The sequence below is a fragment of the Mucilaginibacter sp. genome (assembly GCF_039921305.1).
Taxonomy (GTDB): Bacteria; Bacteroidota; Bacteroidia; order Sphingobacteriales; family Sphingobacteriaceae; genus Mucilaginibacter.
In genome coordinates this window covers 110,635-129,855 of the sequence record NZ_JBDSCA010000081.1, presented here as the reverse complement: position 1 = coordinate 129,855, position 19,221 = coordinate 110,635, and the positions used below count along the sequence as shown (strand labels likewise).

General features: G+C 40.9%; 32 protein-coding genes. 31 read left to right on the top strand and 1 reads right to left on the bottom strand.

Annotation, left to right across the window (positions count from 1 at the left end):
• Positions 1-183 precede the first annotated feature (183 nt).
• On the bottom strand, positions 184-861 hold the full coding sequence (locus tag ABIN91_RS24110; protein ID WP_348054260.1) for a hypothetical protein: 678 nt from the start codon (positions 859-861) through the stop codon (positions 184-186).
• A gap of 152 nt (positions 862-1,013) precedes the next feature.
• Here ABIN91_RS24110 and ABIN91_RS24105 point away from each other — a divergent pair, with 152 nt between their 5' ends.
• From ABIN91_RS24105 to rplQ, 31 genes are all read left to right on the top strand, one after another.
• Positions 1,014-2,270, top strand: a complete 1,257-nt coding sequence (locus tag ABIN91_RS24105) for a prephenate dehydrogenase (RefSeq protein WP_348054258.1) — start codon at positions 1,014-1,016, stop codon at positions 2,268-2,270.
• Positions 2,271-2,349: 79 nt separating this feature from the next.
• The gene (locus tag ABIN91_RS24100) at positions 2,350-3,543 is read left to right on the top strand and encodes a rhomboid family intramembrane serine protease (RefSeq protein ID WP_348054256.1); all 1,194 of its coding nucleotides are present in this window, start codon (positions 2,350-2,352) and stop codon (positions 3,541-3,543) included.
• A 488-nt stretch (positions 3,544-4,031) separates the two neighbouring features.
• The gene (gene rplC / locus ABIN91_RS24095) at positions 4,032-4,649 is read left to right on the top strand and encodes a 50S ribosomal protein L3 (protein WP_348054254.1); all 618 of its coding nucleotides are present in this window, start codon (positions 4,032-4,034) and stop codon (positions 4,647-4,649) included.
• 1 nt (position 4,650) lies between these two features.
• Positions 4,651-5,280 carry a 50S ribosomal protein L4 gene (rplD, locus tag ABIN91_RS24090; protein ID WP_348054252.1) on the top strand — a complete coding sequence of 210 codons (630 nt, stop codon included), beginning with the start codon at positions 4,651-4,653 and terminating at the stop codon, positions 5,278-5,280.
• Between the two features lie 2 nt (positions 5,281-5,282).
• A complete protein-coding gene (gene rplW, locus ABIN91_RS24085; protein ID WP_008506289.1) occupies positions 5,283-5,573 on the top strand; it encodes a 50S ribosomal protein L23 in 291 nt (96 codons plus the stop codon).
• 2 nt (positions 5,574-5,575) lie between these two features.
• The gene (gene rplB, locus ABIN91_RS24080) at positions 5,576-6,400 is read left to right on the top strand and encodes a 50S ribosomal protein L2 (RefSeq protein WP_348054250.1); all 825 of its coding nucleotides are present in this window, start codon (positions 5,576-5,578) and stop codon (positions 6,398-6,400) included.
• Complete coding sequence (gene rpsS, locus ABIN91_RS24075) at positions 6,400-6,666, top strand: 30S ribosomal protein S19 (RefSeq protein ID WP_121196011.1); 267 nt, start codon at positions 6,400-6,402, stop codon at positions 6,664-6,666. The genes rplB and rpsS overlap by 1 nt, the downstream gene beginning before the upstream one ends.
• Positions 6,667-6,669: 3 nt before the next feature.
• Positions 6,670-7,098, top strand: coding sequence for a 50S ribosomal protein L22 (gene rplV, locus ABIN91_RS24070; RefSeq protein WP_348054247.1), 429 nt, complete (start codon positions 6,670-6,672; stop codon positions 7,096-7,098).
• A gap of 6 nt (positions 7,099-7,104) precedes the next feature.
• Complete coding sequence (gene rpsC, locus ABIN91_RS24065; protein ID WP_348054245.1) at positions 7,105-7,974, top strand: 30S ribosomal protein S3; 870 nt, start codon at positions 7,105-7,107, stop codon at positions 7,972-7,974.
• A 50-nt stretch (positions 7,975-8,024) separates the two neighbouring features.
• Positions 8,025-8,447 carry a 50S ribosomal protein L16 gene (gene rplP, locus ABIN91_RS24060; RefSeq protein ID WP_348054243.1) on the top strand — a complete coding sequence of 141 codons (423 nt, stop codon included), beginning with the start codon at positions 8,025-8,027 and terminating at the stop codon, positions 8,445-8,447.
• 82 nt (positions 8,448-8,529) lie between these two features.
• A complete protein-coding gene (rpmC, locus tag ABIN91_RS24055) occupies positions 8,530-8,739 on the top strand; it encodes a 50S ribosomal protein L29 (protein ID WP_348054241.1) in 210 nt (69 codons plus the stop codon).
• 14 nt (positions 8,740-8,753) lie between these two features.
• Positions 8,754-9,008: a 30S ribosomal protein S17 gene (gene rpsQ, locus ABIN91_RS24050; RefSeq protein WP_134335650.1), complete on the top strand. Its 255-nt coding sequence runs from the start codon at positions 8,754-8,756 to the stop codon at positions 9,006-9,008.
• A 1-nt stretch (position 9,009) separates the two neighbouring features.
• On the top strand, positions 9,010-9,378 hold the full coding sequence (gene rplN / locus ABIN91_RS24045; protein ID WP_067059744.1) for a 50S ribosomal protein L14: 369 nt from the start codon (positions 9,010-9,012) through the stop codon (positions 9,376-9,378).
• Position 9,379: 1 nt separating this feature from the next.
• Positions 9,380-9,721, top strand: coding sequence for a 50S ribosomal protein L24 (gene rplX, locus ABIN91_RS24040; protein WP_348054234.1), 342 nt, complete (start codon positions 9,380-9,382; stop codon positions 9,719-9,721).
• The gene (gene rplE, locus ABIN91_RS24035) at positions 9,721-10,290 is read left to right on the top strand and encodes a 50S ribosomal protein L5 (RefSeq protein ID WP_348054232.1); all 570 of its coding nucleotides are present in this window, start codon (positions 9,721-9,723) and stop codon (positions 10,288-10,290) included. Before rplX ends, rplE begins: the two co-directional genes overlap by 1 nt.
• Positions 10,283-10,552: a 30S ribosomal protein S14 gene (gene rpsN, locus ABIN91_RS24030; RefSeq protein ID WP_348054230.1), complete on the top strand. Its 270-nt coding sequence runs from the start codon at positions 10,283-10,285 to the stop codon at positions 10,550-10,552. Before rplE ends, rpsN begins: the two co-directional genes overlap by 8 nt.
• Positions 10,553-10,687: 135 nt before the next feature.
• Positions 10,688-11,086, top strand: coding sequence for a 30S ribosomal protein S8 (gene rpsH, locus ABIN91_RS24025; RefSeq protein WP_348054228.1), 399 nt, complete (start codon positions 10,688-10,690; stop codon positions 11,084-11,086).
• Positions 11,087-11,107: 21 nt separating this feature from the next.
• Positions 11,108-11,665 carry a 50S ribosomal protein L6 gene (gene rplF / locus ABIN91_RS24020; protein ID WP_348054226.1) on the top strand — a complete coding sequence of 186 codons (558 nt, stop codon included), beginning with the start codon at positions 11,108-11,110 and terminating at the stop codon, positions 11,663-11,665.
• Between the two features lie 5 nt (positions 11,666-11,670).
• Positions 11,671-12,021 (top strand): 50S ribosomal protein L18, encoded by a 351-nt coding sequence (gene rplR, locus ABIN91_RS24015; RefSeq protein ID WP_348054224.1) that lies wholly within the window; start codon positions 11,671-11,673, stop codon positions 12,019-12,021.
• A 12-nt stretch (positions 12,022-12,033) separates the two neighbouring features.
• On the top strand, positions 12,034-12,552 hold the full coding sequence (gene rpsE / locus ABIN91_RS24010; RefSeq protein ID WP_348054222.1) for a 30S ribosomal protein S5: 519 nt from the start codon (positions 12,034-12,036) through the stop codon (positions 12,550-12,552).
• A gap of 7 nt (positions 12,553-12,559) precedes the next feature.
• Positions 12,560-12,739: a 50S ribosomal protein L30 gene (gene rpmD, locus ABIN91_RS24005; RefSeq protein ID WP_121195995.1), complete on the top strand. Its 180-nt coding sequence runs from the start codon at positions 12,560-12,562 to the stop codon at positions 12,737-12,739.
• A 4-nt stretch (positions 12,740-12,743) separates the two neighbouring features.
• Positions 12,744-13,190 carry a 50S ribosomal protein L15 gene (gene rplO, locus ABIN91_RS24000; RefSeq protein WP_348054219.1) on the top strand — a complete coding sequence of 149 codons (447 nt, stop codon included), beginning with the start codon at positions 12,744-12,746 and terminating at the stop codon, positions 13,188-13,190.
• A gap of 6 nt (positions 13,191-13,196) precedes the next feature.
• The gene (gene secY, locus ABIN91_RS23995; RefSeq protein ID WP_348054217.1) at positions 13,197-14,540 is read left to right on the top strand and encodes a preprotein translocase subunit SecY; all 1,344 of its coding nucleotides are present in this window, start codon (positions 13,197-13,199) and stop codon (positions 14,538-14,540) included.
• Between the two features lie 6 nt (positions 14,541-14,546).
• Positions 14,547-15,332, top strand: a complete 786-nt coding sequence (gene map, locus ABIN91_RS23990) for a type I methionyl aminopeptidase (RefSeq protein WP_348054215.1) — start codon at positions 14,547-14,549, stop codon at positions 15,330-15,332.
• A 70-nt stretch (positions 15,333-15,402) separates the two neighbouring features.
• A complete protein-coding gene (gene infA / locus ABIN91_RS23985) occupies positions 15,403-15,621 on the top strand; it encodes a translation initiation factor IF-1 (protein ID WP_008506260.1) in 219 nt (72 codons plus the stop codon).
• 8 nt (positions 15,622-15,629) lie between these two features.
• Complete coding sequence (gene rpmJ, locus ABIN91_RS23980; RefSeq protein WP_008506259.1) at positions 15,630-15,746, top strand: 50S ribosomal protein L36; 117 nt, start codon at positions 15,630-15,632, stop codon at positions 15,744-15,746.
• Between the two features lie 67 nt (positions 15,747-15,813).
• Positions 15,814-16,191 carry a 30S ribosomal protein S13 gene (rpsM, locus tag ABIN91_RS23975; protein ID WP_348054211.1) on the top strand — a complete coding sequence of 126 codons (378 nt, stop codon included), beginning with the start codon at positions 15,814-15,816 and terminating at the stop codon, positions 16,189-16,191.
• A gap of 128 nt (positions 16,192-16,319) precedes the next feature.
• Positions 16,320-16,709 carry a 30S ribosomal protein S11 gene (gene rpsK / locus ABIN91_RS23970; RefSeq protein WP_348054209.1) on the top strand — a complete coding sequence of 130 codons (390 nt, stop codon included), beginning with the start codon at positions 16,320-16,322 and terminating at the stop codon, positions 16,707-16,709.
• Positions 16,710-16,778: 69 nt separating this feature from the next.
• Complete coding sequence (gene rpsD, locus ABIN91_RS23965; protein WP_348054206.1) at positions 16,779-17,387, top strand: 30S ribosomal protein S4; 609 nt, start codon at positions 16,779-16,781, stop codon at positions 17,385-17,387.
• A gap of 96 nt (positions 17,388-17,483) precedes the next feature.
• Entirely contained in the window at positions 17,484-18,476 is a 993-nt protein-coding gene (locus tag ABIN91_RS23960; RefSeq protein WP_348054204.1) for a DNA-directed RNA polymerase subunit alpha, read from the top strand.
• A 156-nt stretch (positions 18,477-18,632) separates the two neighbouring features.
• Entirely contained in the window at positions 18,633-19,193 is a 561-nt protein-coding gene (gene rplQ / locus ABIN91_RS23955) for a 50S ribosomal protein L17 (RefSeq protein ID WP_348054202.1), read from the top strand.
• Positions 19,194-19,221 lie beyond the last annotated feature (28 nt).

Below are 19,221 nucleotides of genomic sequence, written 5' to 3'. Positions count from 1 at the left end.
ACAAAAATGCCGCCCCGAAAGGAAGCGGCATTTTTTATTAAATATCAATGTCGTTTCGAACGAGCCTGACTGACGGTAGGCAGGGTACAAGAGAGAAATCTTCTGCTCAAGTGGCATACACCTGATAAGCTTACAAAAGTTTATCTTGATTCTTGAGTCTGGCTTCTTGATTCTTCTCTTAACCTATCTCCCCGTCAACTCATCCAGCTTATTCCGCTCTGTTTGTAATTCTCTGGCCAGTTTCTTTTCCTTCTCGTTAGCTTTAGCCTTATAAGCGGCATATTCTTCAGTCAATTCACTATGTAGTTGAATGCGGTAAGCAGCCTCGTTCTTATTACTTGCCGATAAGAAGATCACTGCAGCTAACGATCCACCCAATACCAGTACCAGTCCCCACATCAAAATATTATAAGCCGATTTGGTCATCGGTATCCCCAAAAAGCTGATGGAGTTTACTTTCTTTTGAAGGTCGGTCAAGCTTTGATCTTTGGTACTGGTTGTTCCCTGCAAATCCGCAATGGTTTTAGCCTGTTCAGTCAGTTTGGCATTAGCCTCTTTCAGCTTACGCTTGTCAGCATTGATAGTGTCTGTATAGCTCTTATGCAAGGTAACCAGAGCCGCTTGCTGCCAATGTTCGGCCATTTTGTATATGGCCGTATATTGTCCGTTTAAGCTGTTATCAATCACCGCAGGTTGCGCGGGCGTTTGCGTAGCCGCTGCACGATAACCGTAAGGCGCTGGTTTGTATGTCGGTTTTGCCGTATTAATAGGCGCTTTTGCTGCTTTTTTTGCCGTATCCTGGGCAAATGCTATCCCGGTAAATAAAAGTATGCCTGTAAGTAAGCTTAATTGCTTATTCATATAATTGGTGTATGGTACAAAAAATAAACAGTTGTAATTGAATTTTATTGTCGCTGTCGCGATGCTAATATATCACTCCATATTAAAAGATGGGTAAAAAAAGCAAATAATAATACCCGTACAATTACCATACCGATAACTATATTAGCGGCATGAATATCGGTATTATTGGTTTGGGCGACATGGGCCGCCTTTACGCTAAAGCATTTGATAAAGTAGGCTACACAGTTTTCGGTTGCGATCTGCCCCAGAACAGGGCCATGGTCGAAGCCGATCTAAGCGCAACAAACGTTCAGATATTAGACGATGGCCACCAGGTTTCCGCTAAAGCGGATGTTTTGATCTACTCGGTAGAAGCCGAAAGCATAGCCGCCGTAGTTGCCCAGTACGGAGCATCGGCCAAACCCGGAACCATCGTAGCCGGCCAAACATCCGTAAAATCTCCGGAGATCGACGCGTTCGAAAAATACCTGCCATCAAACGTATTCATCGTAACTATTCACGCCCTGCACGGCCCCGGCTTCGCACCCGATCAGCAAAAGCTGGCCATCATCCCGCATCGCAGTAATCCGGAAGTATATCAGCGTATGCTGGATATCTTCATTAAGATAGGATCAGACATCGTAGAGATTCCCAATTATCACGAGCACGACAAAATAGTTGCCGATACCCAGGCCGTAACCCACGTAGGTTTCGAAAGCATGGGCACCGCCTGGAAGGAAGCCGGTTTTTTCCCCTGGGAAAACGCCTCATACATCGGTGGTATCGATAACGTAAAGATACTAACCACCCTCCGCATCTTTAGCTACAAGGCCCACGTTTACGCCGGGCTCGCTATCTTGAATCCATACGCCAAACAACAGGTAAAGCGCTACGCCGTTTCCGAATCCGAACTGTTCAAATTGATGATCAAAGAAGAGGAAAAGGATTTCCGCGCCCGCATCTACAAAGCCCGCGATTTTGTTTTTCACGAAAGCCGCAAACCCATCCTGCTGAACGATTCCGTAATGCGTGAGTTCTCCCTTGCCGGTGATCCGGGATTGCGGAAGCATAACTCGCACCTAAGTCTGCTCAGTATGGTTGATGCCTGGTACCATCTCGGTGTAAATCCATACGATAACCTCATTTGTCAAACCCCACCATTCCGCCTGCGCTTAGGCATTGCCGAATACCTCTTCAAAAACGAAGAACTCTTAGAAGAATCCATCGAAGCCGCCCTTTACGATAAAACCATCCGTGGCGACGATCTTGAGTTCCACTCCGCCGTCCGCGAATGGTCGTCCATCATCGTATACGGCGATATGAAAGGCTACAAAGAACACTTCAACCAGGTAAAAGAGTTTTTTGGCGACAGGCTGGAGCAAGGCCGGGTGCAAAGTGCCGAATTGATCAGGAGATTGATGGAGTAATGAAGCAATTGACACTTAAATTTAAATTAATACTCATTCCGCTTAGCTAAATAAAGATTCTATAGCAACCATTACCGTTTTGAAAAGTAAATACGCAATGCCTCTTTGGGATGCTTTAGCAAAAGGGGGCGCTATAATTATAACAAGTAAAAAAGTTTCAGCCTTAAGTAATCAGCAAATCAAACCTCCAGTTATAAAACATAACAATACTATAAGTTTAAATAAAAAGCCAGCGGCCTGGTTGGCGGTAAAATACCAAAAAACTATTTCTAATAGACTTTCACCAGCCGAAAAAGAAGAATTGTATAAAGAGTTTGCTAAAGAGAGCGAGGCTGATTTCGACACTAAAAATTTAGCTGATTTTATTTACCTAAATAGGATACGCGAACATTCTGATTATAAAGATTACAGGCAGGCAATTTTAACCAAAGATACAATCGGCATAAATCCAATAATCATATTATCACCCGTTAACGAACCCTATGAACTTAGAAACGGTAATAAGTTTCCCTGGATATTTGGCTCACTTGGTATTGGTTTAGCCATATTTATGATCTTTTTATTATTTACACCATTAAAAAGTGATTTGAACTTATCTGATAAGAATGATGATGAATCATTTACTTTAAAAGATTTTCAAATATTTATTCCCCATGAAGGCTATTACATAACTCCAATTATTATTAATCTTAACCTTCTCATTTTCATTATAATGATTTGTTGTGGCCTTGGATTTATATCTTTTGGTGCTCCCGATCTATTAAGATGGGGTGGTAACTTAAGAGCCAACGTTATTGAGGGTCAATACTGGCGGCTTTTAACAAACACATTTTTACATGGCGGCCTCATGCATGTTTTAATGAATATGTATGGTTTGTTATTTGTGGGGATATTTTTAGAACCGCTAATGGGTGGCAAAAGGTTTGCATTCGCATATCTGGGTACTGGTATTCTGGCAAGTATAGCAAGTATATGGTGGCATCAAAATACGGTGAGTGTTGGCGCATCAGGAGCTATATTTGGCATGTATGGTATTTTTTTGGCTTTGCTTACAACAAATTTATTTCCAAAAGACTTTAAAAGGACTTTTTTAATCAGCACTTCAGTTTTCGTGGGCTATAACTTATTATATGGATTAACCGGTGGCATTGATAATGCAGCGCATATCGGTGGTTTGCTTTCGGGTTTAATAATTGGGTATGCCATGTATCCCGTATTGAAAAACAAGGCTTCCCAGGTTGGAAGCCGGGGCCGAAACTCAAAAATTCCTTGATGATCTTACTTCAAAAAAATAGTTGGTTACAATATATTAAGCGCCTCAATTGAGATCGCAGCTATGATATCCTTTAATTAACGGACCGGGTTTAGCCAAACACGCTAAATGCAAAGGTATTCTAGTTACCATCATCGTCAATAGAAACAACAATTAGCTTTCAATGATGTTTTTTAACAGTTTTTTATTCGAATAGCCATCGGTTTAATCATTGTGTTGATTATAAGTCTTTTGCGTATTTTATTCTAAGGTATGTGATAATAGGATAATGTAAATCATTATGATATTTCAAATTTGCAGATAACTATGCCGGTAAATTTGATTCACCCCATCTGGCACTAAACCCTCCCTGCAAAATATATTGAAAAATTTATCACTAACTATTTGATAATTAATATAACATTCCTATCTTTGCCGTCCCTTTCGGGGGAATTATTATGCCTTGAACGAAGCCCTACTGCTTCGATGGGCAAAAACTAAATAAGAAAATGTCAGGAATAATTGGTAAAAAGGTAGGTATGACCAGCATATTCGACGAGGCAGGGAAAAACATCCCATGTACCGTAATCGAAGCTGGACCATGTGTTGTTACACATGTTAAGTCTGTGGATACAGACGGCTACGCAGCAGTACAGCTGGCGTATGGCGAGAAAAAGGAAAAAAACACCAGTGGCCCTCTGAAAGGTCATTTCCAAAAAGCCGGTACTACTCCAAAACGTAAACTTGTTGAATTCAAATCGTTCGAGGACGAAAAAACTCTTGGTGATGTAATCACTGTTGAGGTTTTTGAAGCAGGAGATTACGTTGATGTTGTAGGTACCTCTAAAGGAAAAGGTTTTCAGGGTGTTGTTAAGCGTCATGGTTTTGCCGGTGTGGGTATGCAAACTCACGGTCAGCATAATCGCTTAAGAGCTCCAGGTTCATTAGGTGCTTCTTCATGGCCTTCACGTGTATTCAAAGGAATGCGCATGGCAGGTCATACTGGTAACGCCCGCGTTAAAGTTCAAAACTTGCAGGTAGTTAAAGTGTATCCAGAGCAAAATCTAATAGTTGTTAAGGGTTCCATTCCAGGAGCTAAGGGTTCATTTGTAATTGTGGATAAATAAGATGGAAGTTAAAGTATTAAATGTATCAGGTAAAGAAACAGGTGCAAGTGTGCATCTACCTGAAGCGGTATTTGGTATTGAGCCCAACGATCACGCAATTTATTTGGATGTTAAGCAGTATTTAGCTAACCAGCGCCAGGGAACTCACAAATCAAAACAACGTAACGAGATTGCAGGTTCAACCCGCAAGCTTTACAAACAAAAAGGTACAGGCGGTGCCCGTGCAGGTAGTATCAAGTCTCCTTTGTTTAATGGTGGTGGCCGTGTATTTGGTCCGCAACCACGCGACTACAGCTTTAAGCTGAACAAGAAGTTGAAACAACTTGCCCGTAAATCAGCCTTAAGCTATAAAGCGATTGACAATAGCATCTTTGTAATTGAAGATTTCAATTTCGAAGCTGTTAAAACCAAAAGCTACATACAATTTGTTGCCGATCTGAACTTATCTAACGAAAAAACTTTGTTAGTTCTGCCTTCAGCAAACAACAACATTTATTTATCAAGCAGAAACCTGAAAAAATCTAAAGTTATCACAGCCGATCAGTTAAGCACATACGATGTGTTAAACGCTGGTAAGTTGTTACTAACTACGGATTCTGTTAAAACTTTGGAGGAAGCATTAGCTAAGTAATCATGGAAGTATTAAAAAAACCCTTACTTACCGAAAAGGTATCTCAATTAACCGAGAAACTGAACCGTTATGCTTTTATAGTTGATCCCAGAGCTAACAAGATCCAGATCAAAGGAGCAATTGAGACCATGTACGGTATTAATGTAGTTGCAGTAAACACCATGCGCTACGTTGGAAAGTTGAAAAGTCGTAATACTAAAGCAGGAGCCATCAGTGGCCGCGCTGCTAAGTATAAAAAAGCGATCATCACTTTAAAAGATGGTGAAACGATAGATTTTTATAGCACAATATAGAGATGGCAGTTAAAAGATTTAAACCGGTAACTCCGGGTACCCGTTTCAGGGTAGGTGCCGATAACTCGGATATCACAACAAACGTTCCTGAAAAAACGTTGGTGATGTCTCACAAAAGATCAGGCGGTCGTAACCACGACGGTAAAATGACGATGCGCTACTTAGGTGGTGGTCACAAACAATCATATAGGTTGATCGATTTTAAACGCGATAAGTTTGATATCCCTGCAAAGGTTGCAACTATCGAGTACGATCCAAACCGCTCAGCACGTATCGCTCTATTGCATTACGTAGATGGCGAAAAACGCTACATGATCGCTCCGGAAGGATTAGCAGTTGGACAAGTGGTGGTATCAGGCGAAAAATCAGCTCCAGAAGTTGGTAACAGCCTTCCACTTAAAAACATCCCTTTAGGTTCTATCATCCACAACATCGAGTTGAACCCAGGCCAGGGTGGTACCATCGCACGTTCTGCAGGTACTTACGCTCAGCTTTCGGCTCGTGATGGTAAATACGCCATCATCAAATTGCCTTCTGGCGAAACACGTATGATATTGCTTACTTGTATGGCAACTATCGGTACCGTTTCAAACGGAGATAAAGCAAACGAAGTGTTGGGTAAAGCTGGTCGCAAACGCTGGTTAGGTCGCCGTCCAAGAGTTCGTGGTGTAGCCATGAACCCGGTAGATCACCCTATGGGTGGTGGTGAGGGTAGAGCCTCAGGTGGTCACCCACGCTCACGCAAAGGTTTATTAGCTAAAGGCTTTAAAACCCGCGACAAAAAGAAATCATCTGATCGTTATATCATTGAAAGAAGGAAGAAATAATGGCACGTTCAATTAAAAAAGGACCTTATATTGATCATAACCTGGAAAGAAAAGTTCTGACCTTGAATGATACAAGCAAAAAATCGGTAGTTAAAACCTGGTCACGTCGTTCCATGATATCTCCTGATTTCGTTGGTCACACGTTCGCCGTTCACAACGGTAACAAGTTTATACCTGTGTATGTAACAGAAAACATGGTTGGTCACAAGTTGGGCGAATTTGCCCCAACACGTACTTTCCGTGGTCACGCAGAAAAGAAAAAATAAGGTATGGAAGCAACAACTAAAATTAAAAAATCAGTCTTAGTTAGACAACAAAAGGAAGCTGCGAAAGCACTTACTGGAGGTGCTTCTATCGCTAAATTGCAAGACTGCCCAACATCACCACGCAAAATGCGTTTGGTAGTTGATTTGATCCGCGGCGAAAAAGTAGAGAAAGCTCTTTACATATTAAAGTTCACCAATAAAGAAGCGGCTATCCGTGTTGAGAAACTGTTATTATCAGCTATCAAAAACTGGGAAGCTAAAAACGAAGGTAAACGCGTAGAAGATAGCGGATTATTCGTAAAAGAAATATCTGTAGGCGGTGGTCGTCAGTTAAAAAGATTACGCCCTGCTCCGCAAGGAAGAGGATACCGTATCAGGAAACGTTCAAACCACGTTACCTTAATTGTTGACAGTAAAAACGATAACAACTAATTTAAAATGGGACAAAAAGCACATCCAATAGGTAACCGTTTAGGAATCATCAGAGGTTGGGATTCTAACTGGTTCGGTGGCAACAACTACTCCGATAAATTAGTTGAAGACGAAAAGATCCGTAAATACTTAGCTGCACGTATCGCCAAAGGTGGTATATCAAAAGTAGTTATCGAGCGTACTTTAAAACGTATCACTGTAACAATTCACACTGCCCGTCCGGGTATCGTGATTGGTAAAGGTGGTCAGGAAGTTGATAAAGTAAAAGAAGAGTTGAAAAAACTGACTAAAAAGGACGTTCAGATCAACATCTTCGAAATTAAACGCCCTGAGCTTGATGCACAATTAGTTGCAGAAGGTATAGCAAAACAATTAGAAGCACGTATTTCATTCCGTCGTGCCATGAAAACAACCATCGCGTCAACCATGAGAATGGGTGCCGAAGGTATCAAGATCATGACATCAGGCCGTTTAGGTGGCGCGGAAATGGCACGTAGCGAGCAATATAAAGAAGGAAGAATTCCTTTGCACACTTTCCGTGCTGATATTGACTACGCATTGGCAGAAGCATTAACTACTTATGGTAAAATAGGTGTTAAGGTTTGGATCTGTAAAGGCGAAGTTTACGGCAAGCGTGATCTGTCTCCAAACATCGGTGGTACAAGCAGCAGCAGCGGCAAGGGCGGTCGTCCAGAAGGTGCAGCAGCATATGGCGACCGTGGTGGTAATGATCGTCGCGGTGGTGGTGAGCGTCGTGCAGGCGGTGGCGGTGATCGTCGTGGTGGTCAAGGTGGCGGTAATCGTCCAGGTGGCCCGGGTCAAGGCGGTAATCGTCCTGGTGGACAAGGTGGAAGCCGTCCGGCCGGAAAGAGATAATATATTAAGTATTCAAAGTCGAGAGACTCGTATAATAAGAATTTAAAACAATGCTACAGCCAAAAAGAACGAAGTTCAGAAAGATGCAAAAAGGCAGGATGAATGGTTTAGCCAATCGTGGTGCAGAGCTATCATTCGGTTCATTCGGTATCAAAACACTCGAAGCCGCCTGGATTACCAGTCGTCAGATCGAGGCTGCCCGTATCGCTGTAACACGTTTCATGAAACGTGAAGGCCAGGTATGGATCCGTATATTCCCTGATAAGCCGGTTACTAAAAAACCAGCAGAGGTACGTATGGGTAAAGGTAAAGGTGCTCCTGAATATTGGGTAGCAGTGGTTAAACCAGGACGTATGATCTTCGAAGCAGAAGGCGTACCTTTGGAAGTTGCTAAAGAGGCTTTACGCCTTGCTGCCGCAAAATTACCGGTACAAACAAAATTTGTGTTACGTAGGGATTACGTAGAAGAATAAAAAACAAGGTTATCAATTGGGAGTTGCCTCTTATCAGTAGACTAACGCAACTTGGCAATCATAACATATAATTAACAAGAAAATGAAGAACTCAGAAATTTTAGAGCTATCAACCGAAGAACTTGCTGCAAGGATCGGGGAAGAGAGAGCCAACTTAACCAAATTGAAATTTGCACATGCGGTTTCGGCTATCGAGAATCCTACTCGTATCACTAAAGTGAGAAAAGATATTGCTCGTTTAAATACTGAATTAACCAAGCGCAAAGCGGCGTCTGCTTCTGAAAAGAATTAATTTTTAGAATTGAAATGGAAAGAAATTTAAGAAAAACACGTACCGGTTTGGTAGTTAGCAACAAGATGGAAAAATCCATCGTTGTAGCTGTAGAGCGGAAGGTAAAACACCCTATCTACGGTAAGTTCGTTAAGAAAACTACCAAATTTATGGCTCACGACGAGGCTAATACCTGTGGTATTGGTGATACCGTATTGATTATGGAAACCCGTCCGTTGAGCAAGAGCAAGAACTGGAGATTAGTACAAATTTTAGAGAGGGCTAAATAACATGGTACAACAGGAATCAAGATTAAATGTTGCCGATAACAGCGGAGCTAAAGAAGTTTTAGTTATCCGTGTATTGGGTGGCACTGGCAAAAGATACGCCTCTATCGGCGATAAAATTGTTGTTACCGTAAAAAGCGCTATCCCTTCAGGAAACGTTAAAAAAGGTACAGTGTCAAAAGCAGTAGTTGTTAGAACTAAAAAAGAGATCCGTCGTAAGGATGGTTCTTATATTCGTTTTGACGATAACGCAGCCGTTTTGTTAAACAACCAGGACGAACCACGTGGTACTCGTATTTTTGGACCAGTTGCAAGAGAGTTGCGTGAAAAACAATTCATGAAAATTGTATCATTAGCACCGGAGGTATTGTAAGATGGAAAGAAAGAAAAACACACAGCCTAAATTGAAGATCAAAAAAGGTGACCTGGTTAAGGTTATCGCTGGCGATTCAAAAGGTTCACAAGGAAAAGTATTAGAGGTATTGGTAGCTAAAAGCCGTGTTTTGGTTGAAGGTGCTAATATGGTTTCAAAGCATACAAAACCTAATGCTACAAGCCCTAACGGCGGTATCATTAAACAAGAAGCAGCTTTACACATTTCAAACGTAATGTTGGTTGATCCTAAATCAGGAAAACCTACACGTGTTGGAAGAACTAAAAATGCCGATGGTAAATTGGTTAGAGTAGCTAAAATATCAGGGGAGGAAATTAAATAATGGCATACGTACCAAGATTAAAATCGAAATATAAGGACGAAATTCGTACTGCACTGAAAGAAAAATTTCAGTACAAAAGCGTAATGCAGGTTCCTAAGCTTGAAAAAATTGCTATCAACCAAGGTGTTGGTGCAGCTACAACTGATAAAAAACTGATTGATGTTGCCATTAACGAAATGTCAACCATCACAGGTCAGCAAGCTGTTGCATCAAAATCTAAGAAAGATATCTCAAACTTCAAATTGCGTAAAAATATGCCTGTAGGCGTACGTGTTACTTTACGTGATAACAATATGTACGAATTTTTGGATCGTTTAATTGCAGTAGCATTACCACGTATCCGTGATTTCAAAGGTATTAACGATAAAGGTTTTGATGGCCGTGGTAACTATACATTAGGTATCACCGAGCAAATCATTTTCCCTGAGATCAACATTGACAAGATCAACAAGATCATGGGTATGGATATTACCTTTGTAACATCAGCAAGTAACGATGTTGAAGCATTAGAATTGCTTAAACAATTTGGTTTACCATTTAAAAATCAAACTCCAATTAACAATGGCTAAAGAAGGTGTAAAAGCGCGCGAAGTAAAACGCGCCAGAATTGTAGCTAAATACGCTGAAAAAAGAGCAGCTTTGAAAGCCGCTGGTGATTATATAGGTTTGGATAAGTTGCCTAAAGCAGCTTCGCCGGTAAAATTGCACAACCGTTGCAAATTAACTGGCCGTCCACGCGGTTATATGCGTCAGTTCGGTATTTCACGTGTTACTTTCCGCGAAATGGCTTTAGCCGGTAAGATCCCGGGAGTAAAGAAAGCGAGCTGGTAAAAAGCAGTTTATTTCGAGCCGTAAAAATATAGTAGAAAAACTATATCTTTGCGGCTCGAATTTAATATATGAATTAACCGACGGCAGGTCGTCCCGGATGTTACGGGAAGGAAACCACCATCATAAACAATAGTAATGAATACAGATCCAATTGCAGATTATCTTACACGCGTAAGAAATGCTATTAAAGCCAACCACAGGGTTGTCGAAATTCCTGCATCAAACCTGAAAAAGGAAATCACCAAGGTGCTTTTCGATAAAGGTTACATCACAAACTTTAAGTTTGAAGACAATGGTCCTCAAGGCACAATCAAAATCGCTTTGAAATACCACCCGATAACCAAGATCCCTGCTATACGTAACATATCACGTATCAGCAAACCAGGTTTGCGTAAATACGCAGGTACCGATAAGTTACCAAGAGTATTAAATGGTTTAGGTATCGCTATCGTATCAACCTCAAAAGGTGTTATGAGTGATAAAGAAGCCCGCGCCCAAAATATTGGTGGCGAAGTAATGTGTTACGTTTATTAATCAAATAAGGAGAAACAAAAAATGTCAAGAGTAGGAAAAGCTCCAATCGCGATCCCGGCAGGCGTTACTGTAACCGTATCTGGTGATAACGTAGTATCAGTAAAAGGCCCCAAAGGTGAATTATTCCAGGCAGTTGATAAAGATATCACTATCGCCCAGGAAGACGGAAACTTAACAGTTCAACGTCCGTCAGAACAAAAACGTCATAAAGCATTGCACGGTTTATACCGCGCTTTGATCAACAATATGGTTGTTGGTGTAACAGCAGGTTACAAGATCGAGCAAGAGCTTGTAGGTGTAGGTTACCGTGCAACCAACACAGGTAATACATTAGATTTAGTGTTGGGTTTCTCTCACCATTATGTATTTGAGTTGCCTAAAGAAATTAAAGTTTCAACCACTGCTGAAAAGGGTAAAAACCCAACCATTATCTTAGAATCGAACGATAAACAATTGATCGGTCAGGTAGCGGCAAAAATACGCTCGTTACGCGCACCAGAGCCTTATAAAGGTAAAGGTATCAAGTTTGTTGGCGAAGTATTGAGAAGAAAAGCAGGTAAATCAGCATCTAAAAAATAAGCGTCATGACAGGTAAATTATCAAGAAGAGATAGAATAAAGAAAGGTATCAGAAAACGTCTTTCTGGTTCTACAGAGCGTCCTCGCTTGTCAGTGTTCAGAAGCAATAAAGGTATCTACGCCCAAATTATTGATGATGTAACAGGTAAAACTTTAGTTTCGGCTTCATCTTTAGCAAAAGATTTCGCTACAACCGGAAGCAAATCTGATCAATCAGTGGCAGTAGGTAAATCAGTTGCCGAAAAAGCAATTGCCGCTGGTATCAAAGAAGTAGTTTTCGATAGGAACGGATATTTGTACCATGGCCGCGTTAAGTCGTTAGCTGAAGGTGCACGTGAAGGTGGTTTAATATTTTAATTACAAGAAGAGATGTCAACTATTAATATAAAAAGAGTAAAATCAAGCGAGATCGAATTAAAGGATCGTTTGGTTAGCATCCAACGTGTAGCCAAAGTAACCAAAGGTGGTCGTACTTTCAGTTTCTCTGCCATTGTGGTAGTAGGTGACGAGAACGGTATCGTAGGTTTCGGTTTAGGTAAAGCTAAGGAAGTAACTGAAGCAATTGCTAAAGGCATTGATGATGCTAAAAAGAATTTGGTTAAAGTTCCAATTTTAAACGGAACTATCCCTCACGAGCAAATAGGTAAGTTTTCGGGCGGTTTTATTTTCTTAAAACCAGCTGCTAACGGTACCGGTGTAATTGCTGGTGGTGCAATGCGCGCAGTGCTAGAGTCTGCAGGTGTTCACAACGTATTGGCAAAATCAAAGGGTTCGTCAAATCCACACAACGTGGTAAAAGCAACAGTATCTGCACTATCGCAATTGCGTGATGCTTATACAGTAGCTCAACACCGTGGTGTTAGTTTAGGTAAAGTATTTAACGGATAATCAGATCATGGCAAAAATCAAAATAACACAGATTAAGAGCGTGATCGATAGAAGTGAGCGCCAAAAAAGAACCATCGAAGCATTGGGCCTTAAAAGGATCAACCACAGTGTAGAAGTTGAAGCTAATGCAGCTATCATCGGTATGGTGAGAAAAGTTAATCATTTGGTAGCAGTAGAAAACATTTAATGTTATGAATTTAAATAATCTGAAACCTGCAGAAGGTTCTACTAAAAATAGAAAAAGGATCGGTCGTGGTACCGGTTCAGGTCGCGGTGGTACATCAACACGCGGTCACAAAGGTGCCGGCTCACGCTCTGGTACTTCAACTAAGGTTGGTTTTGAAGGTGGCCAGATGCCATTACAACGCCGTGTGCCTAAAGTTGGCTTTAAAAGCCTTAACCGTGTTGAGTATGTAAGTGTAAACTTAGATGCTTTACAAGGCCTGGTTGATCAATACAACCTTACAACAGTTAACTTTGATACCCTGAAAGAACATGGATTGGTATCACGTAACGACCTTGTAAAAGTATTGGGCCGTGGCGAATTAAAAGCTAAGTTAGAAGTTACAGCACATGCATTTTCTGCTACTGCACAGAAGGCAATTGAAGCAGCAGGCGGTTCCATCGTTAAGTTATAAATTTCAATGAAGAAATTTTTCGAAACTATATCCAATATCTGGAAAATTGAGGATCTAAGAGTGCGTATATTAAACACATTCTTATTTCTTTTAATATATCGTATTGGCTCGTTCGTAGTGTTGCCTGGGGTTGACCCGACAGCGTTAACCAACCAACAAGGTAAAGAAGGTCTGATGGGCCTTCTTAACATGTTTGCGGGTGGTTCATTCTCACGTGAGTCTATTTTCGCATTAGGTGTAATGCCTTATATCTCCGCATCAATTGTGGTGCAGCTATTGGGTATAGCGGTTCCGTATTTCACTAAATTGCAAAAAGAAGGCGAAAGCGGTCGTAACAAAATCAACCAGTGGACACGTTACCTAACTATAGCCATTACTGCTTTGCAGGCTATTGGTTACGTAAGCTCACAGGTATCTCCAGATGCTAAGCTGGTTGCAGAGCCTTACTTTACAGTAATGTCTGTATTCGTATTAACCGCAGGTACATTATTTGTAATGTGGTTAGGCGAGAAGATCACCGATAAGGGTATTGGTAACGGTATATCATTGATCATTATGGTGGGTATTATTGCCCAGTTGCCTGATGCCTTGATACAAGAGTTCACTTCACGTGTTAAAGGTGTAGGTGGCCCGTTTGTATTCGTTGTCGAAATTATCGCGCTTATCGCTGTTGTAATGTTCACTATCTTAATTGTACAGGGTACACGTAAAATAGCTGTTCAATACGCAAAACGTATAGTGGGTAATAAACAATATGGTGGCGTTCGTCAGTACATACCTTTAAAGGTAAATGCTGCCGGTGTTATGCCTATCATCTTCGCGCAAGCGTTAATGTTTTTACCGGGTATGGTATCACAGTTTTGGCCAAGTGCGGCATCAAGCGGAGTTTTAATAGCCCTGTCTGATTATACCTCGTGGGGTCATAACTTACTGTTTGCTATCCTGATCATCATCTTCACTTACTTCTACACAGCTATCACGGTTAATCCTAACCAAATGGCTGATGATATGAAGAAGAACAGCGGCTTTATACCAGGTGTTAAACCAGGTAAAGCAACTGCCGACTTTATCGACGGTGTGATATCAAGAATTACCTTACCGGGATCTATATTCCTTGCTATTATAGCCATATTACCGGCTATAGCATCAATGTTCCAGGTATACGGTCCGTTTGCACGTTTCTTTGGTGGAACATCACTGATCATTTTGGTGGGTGTTGTGTTAGATACATTGCAACAGATAGAAAGCCACTTATTAATGCGTCACTACGATGGTTTGATGAAAACCGGAAGGATTAAAGGACGTACGGCTATTCCAACTGCAGCAGGTACAACGCCTCCGGCAATTTAATAACCAATGTCAAAAATCAATTATAGGTCTGCCGAAGAGATAGAGCTAATAAGAGAAAGTTCTTTACTTGTGTCAAAAACACATGGAGAGATTGCTAAGGTTATCAAGCCAGGAATAAAAACAATAGAACTAAATAAACTTGCAGAAACCTTTATTCGTGATAACGGTGGGGTTCCTGCATTTTTAAACTATAACGGTTTTCCGTATTCCCTTTGTATCTCGTTGAATAATCAGGTGGTACACGGTTTCCCAAGCAACCATGTTTTGGTTGAGGGCGATCTGGTATCGGTAGATTGTGGAGTAGTAAAGAATAAATACTATGGCGATTCTGCTTATACCTTTGCCATTGGCGAGGTAAGTGAGCAAACCCAGTTACTAATGAAGGTTACCAAAGAGTGCCTTGCCTTAGGGATTGAGAAAGCAGTAGTAGGGATGCGCGTTGGCGATATAGGTTTTGCCGTTCAGGAGCATGCCGAGAAGCACGGGTTTGGGGTAGTGAAGGAATTAGTTGGCCATGGTGTTGGAACCAGGCTGCACGAAAAGCCAGAGGTGCCAAACTACGGTAAACGCGGATCGGGCATTAAACTGGAAGAGGGTATGGTAATAGCCATTGAACCTATGATTAACGCCGGCAGAGCAGGTGTTAGGTTTTGGGATGATGGATGGACCGTGTCAACCAGTGATGGCAAGGTATCAGCTCATTACGAGCATACAGTAGCTGTAAGCAAAGGTAAAGCGGATATACTTTCTACATTTGATTATGTAGAAGAAATTTTGAATAAAAAACAATAAAATATAAAATAATTTATTTACTTTTGCATCCCGCTTTTAAGGCGGATAATTGTATATAAATCAGTAATATATGGCTAAACAAGCCTCGATTGAACAAGACGGTACAATAAAGGAAGCATTATCAAATGCAATGTTCCGGGTCGAATTAGAAAACGGCCACGAAATTATTGCACATATTTCTGGTAAAATGCGCATGCACTATATCAAAATATTACCTGGCGACAGGGTGAAATTGGAGATGAGCCCCTACGATTTAACAAAAGGAAGAATAACCTACAGATACAAATAAACAAAGAGATGAAAGTTAGAGCATCAATAAAAAAACGTAGTGCTGATTGCAAGATCATCCGTCGTAAAGGGAAACTTTATGTGATTAACAAAAAGAATCCAAAGTACAAACAACGTCAGGGATAATAAGAATTGTAAAGATCCGTACAACGGTGGCCCGCCGTTCGGTCTTACTTAAAACAAAATAACAAATATGGCAAGGATTGCAGGTATTGATTTACCAAAAAACAAACGCGGAGAGATCGGACTTACGTACATATACGGTGTAGGTCGTACCACAGCACAAGGTATTTTAACCGAAGCTGGTATCGACTTTAACACTAAAGTACAAGACTGGACCGATGAGCAGTTGACAACCATTCGTGGTATCATTAACGATCGTATCAAAGTAGAAGGTGCTTTACGCTCTGAGGTTCAATTAAACATTAAACGTTTAATGGATATCGGTTGCTACCGCGGTACCCGTCACCGTAAAGGATTGCCTTTACGTGGTCAGCGTACCAAAAACAACTCACGTACCCGTAAAGGAAAACGTAAGACTGTTGCGAACAAGAAAAAAGCTACTAAGTAATAATTGATAAACAGGGAATCTTAAAGGATCCTTGTTTGGAATAGAAAAAGATAACAACAGGATACTGAGTATCGGGATAGGGCAAATGCGCACATCTCAAGTCTCATATCTAAAATCTAAAAAGCAAAATGGCTAAAACTAAAAAAGTAACCAAAAAACGTATCGTTATCGTTGAGCCAATTGGCGAAGCGCACATTAACGCTACTTTCAACAATATCATCATTACCCTAACCAACAAAAGCGGTCAGGCCATCTCTTGGTCATCAGCCGGTAAGATGGGCTTTAAGGGTTCTAAGAAAAATACACCTTATGCAGCCGGACAAGCGGCTTCTGATTGCGGTAAAACAGCTTATGATTTAGGCTTACGTAAAGTAGAAGTATTTGTAAAAGGCCCGGGTTCTGGCCGTGAGTCAGCTATCCGTACGTTGCAAACTACAGGTATCGAGGTAACTACAATTAGGGACATTACACCGCTTCCACACAATGGTTGCCGCCCGTCAAAACGTAGAAGAGTTTAATTAACACAAATCGTTTAAAGCTAAGATTCTACGGCTACAGGCCGATAGATACTTTAAAACAACACAACAATGGCAAGATACACAGGACCAAAATCCAAAATTGCACGTCGTTTCAGAGAGCCGATCTTCGGTCCTGATAAGGCGTTAGAACGTAAAAACTATCCACCGGGAATGCACGGTGCCTCAAAAAGAAGAGGAAAACAATCTGAATATTCTGTTCAGTTGATGGAGAAACAAAAAGTAAAATACACTTATGGTGTATTGGAGAAACAATTCGAAAACTTGTTTCACCGCGCTTCATCTAAAGAAGGTATCACCGGCGAAAACTTGTTAAAGTTTTTAGAAGCTCGTTTAGATAACGCAGTTTACCGCTTAGGTATATCTCCAACCCGCTCTGGTGCACGCCAGTTAGTAGGTCACAAACACATTACTGTTAACGGCGAAGTTGTGAACATTGCTTCATACGCTTTAAAAGCTGGCGACGTAATCGCTGTTCGTGAGAAATCAAAAACAATGGAAGCTATTACAACTTCGGTTGCAGGTAGAAGAATTAATAAATTTAGCTGGTTAGAATGGGATGCCAATAACTTATCAGGTAAATTTTTGAACTACCCTAACCGCGACGAAATTCCTGAAAACATCAAGGAAAACTTAATCGTCGAGTTGTACTCAAAATAATATAATGATACTTATCCGGGAAATGACCAGCAATACCAGCTGGTCATTTTTTCCGGTTTAATTCATCCAATTAATAAATTAAAACACAGGATATAAATGGCAATATTAGCATTTCAAAAACCAGATAAGGTTATCATGCAGAAATCAACTGATTTTGATGGTACGTTTGAATTTCGTCCGTTAGAGCCAGGATTCGGGATAACTATTGGTAATGCTTTACGTCGTATCTTACTTTCATCATTAGAAGGTTATGCGATTACTTCTGTTCGTTTTTCAGGAGTTAACCATGAGTTTTCAACCATCAAAGGTGTGGTTGAAGATGTTACCGAGATCATATTGAACTTAAAGCAAGTTCGTATGAAAAAAACTGGTGAGTCTGGCGATTCTGAGAAAATATTCGTGATCATCAATGGTCAGGATGCTTTCAAAGCTGGTGACATCACTAAATTCTCAAACAACTTCACTATCCTTAACCCTGATCTGGTTATCTGCAATATGGATTCGTCTGTAACGTTGGAAATCGAGATCACTGTTGGTAAAGGCCGTGGTTATGTTCCAAGCGAAGAGAACAAAAATCCTGATGCAATGGTTGGTGTTATCGCGATCGATTCGATCTACACACCTATCAAAAACGTTAAGTACACTATCGAGAACTACCGTGTTGAGCAAAAAACCGATTACGAGAAATTAGTATTGGATATTGCTACAGACGGTTCTGTTCACCCTGAAGATGCATTGAAGGAAGCTGCCAAGATCTTGATCCAGCACTTTATGTTGTTCAGCGACGAGAACATGATGCTTGAAGCTCAGGCTAAGGAAGAAACTAAAGAAGTTGACGAAGAAATTTTACATATGCGTAAGATTCTGAAAACTGAATTAGTTGATTTAGACCTATCAGTACGTGCATTAAATTGTTTGAAAGCTGCCGATATCCGTAGCCTTGCCGATTTAGTATCATACGATGTTGCTGATATGTTAAAGTTCAGAAACTTTGGTAAAAAATCATTAACTGAAATTCAGGACCTGGTTAAATCAAAAGGTTTATCTTTTGGTATGAACCTGTCTAAATTCAAGTTAGACGAAGAATAACGCTGTGAGAGGTGAGTGGTGAATAGTGAGTTGTTAATTCACAATACATTGCTCACCATTCACTACTAACAAACTACTATAAATAAGCGAGCGCATAATTCCGCGGGTTGATTAACTAATCCCCAACGGTATGTAACGTGAAAAAATCAAAACAAAATGAGACACGGAAGAAAAGTTAACCATTTAGGCCGTACCGACAGCCACAGAAAGGCAATGTTGGCGAATATGGCTTCATCGCTTATTCAGCACAAGCGCATTACTACTACTTTAGCTAAAGCAAAAGCTTTACGTTTATATGTAGAGCCTATCCTTACAAAATCAAAAAACGATACTACACACTCACGTCGTACAGTATTTAGCTACTTACAGGATAAAGACATCGTTGCCGAATTATTCCGCGATGTTGCTGTTAAGATTGCTGACCGTCCGGGAGGTTACACCCGTATCGTTAAGTTAGAAAACCGTTTAGGTGATAACGCATCAATGGCGATCATCGAATTGGTTGACTACAACACAGTATACACTAAAGGTGAAGCTGCTACTGAGAAGAAAGCAACACGCCGTCGTGGTGGTTCTAAAGCTAAGCCTGCGGCTCCTGCTGCAGCGGCTGATGTAACTCCTGCGGATGATGCAGTAGTTGTTGAAGAAACTCCGGTTGCTGAAGTAGCACCAGAAGAAACTTCAACTGAAGAAGGTACAGAAGAAAAAGGCGCATAATTATAATCGCTTTATGTTATAGAAAAGC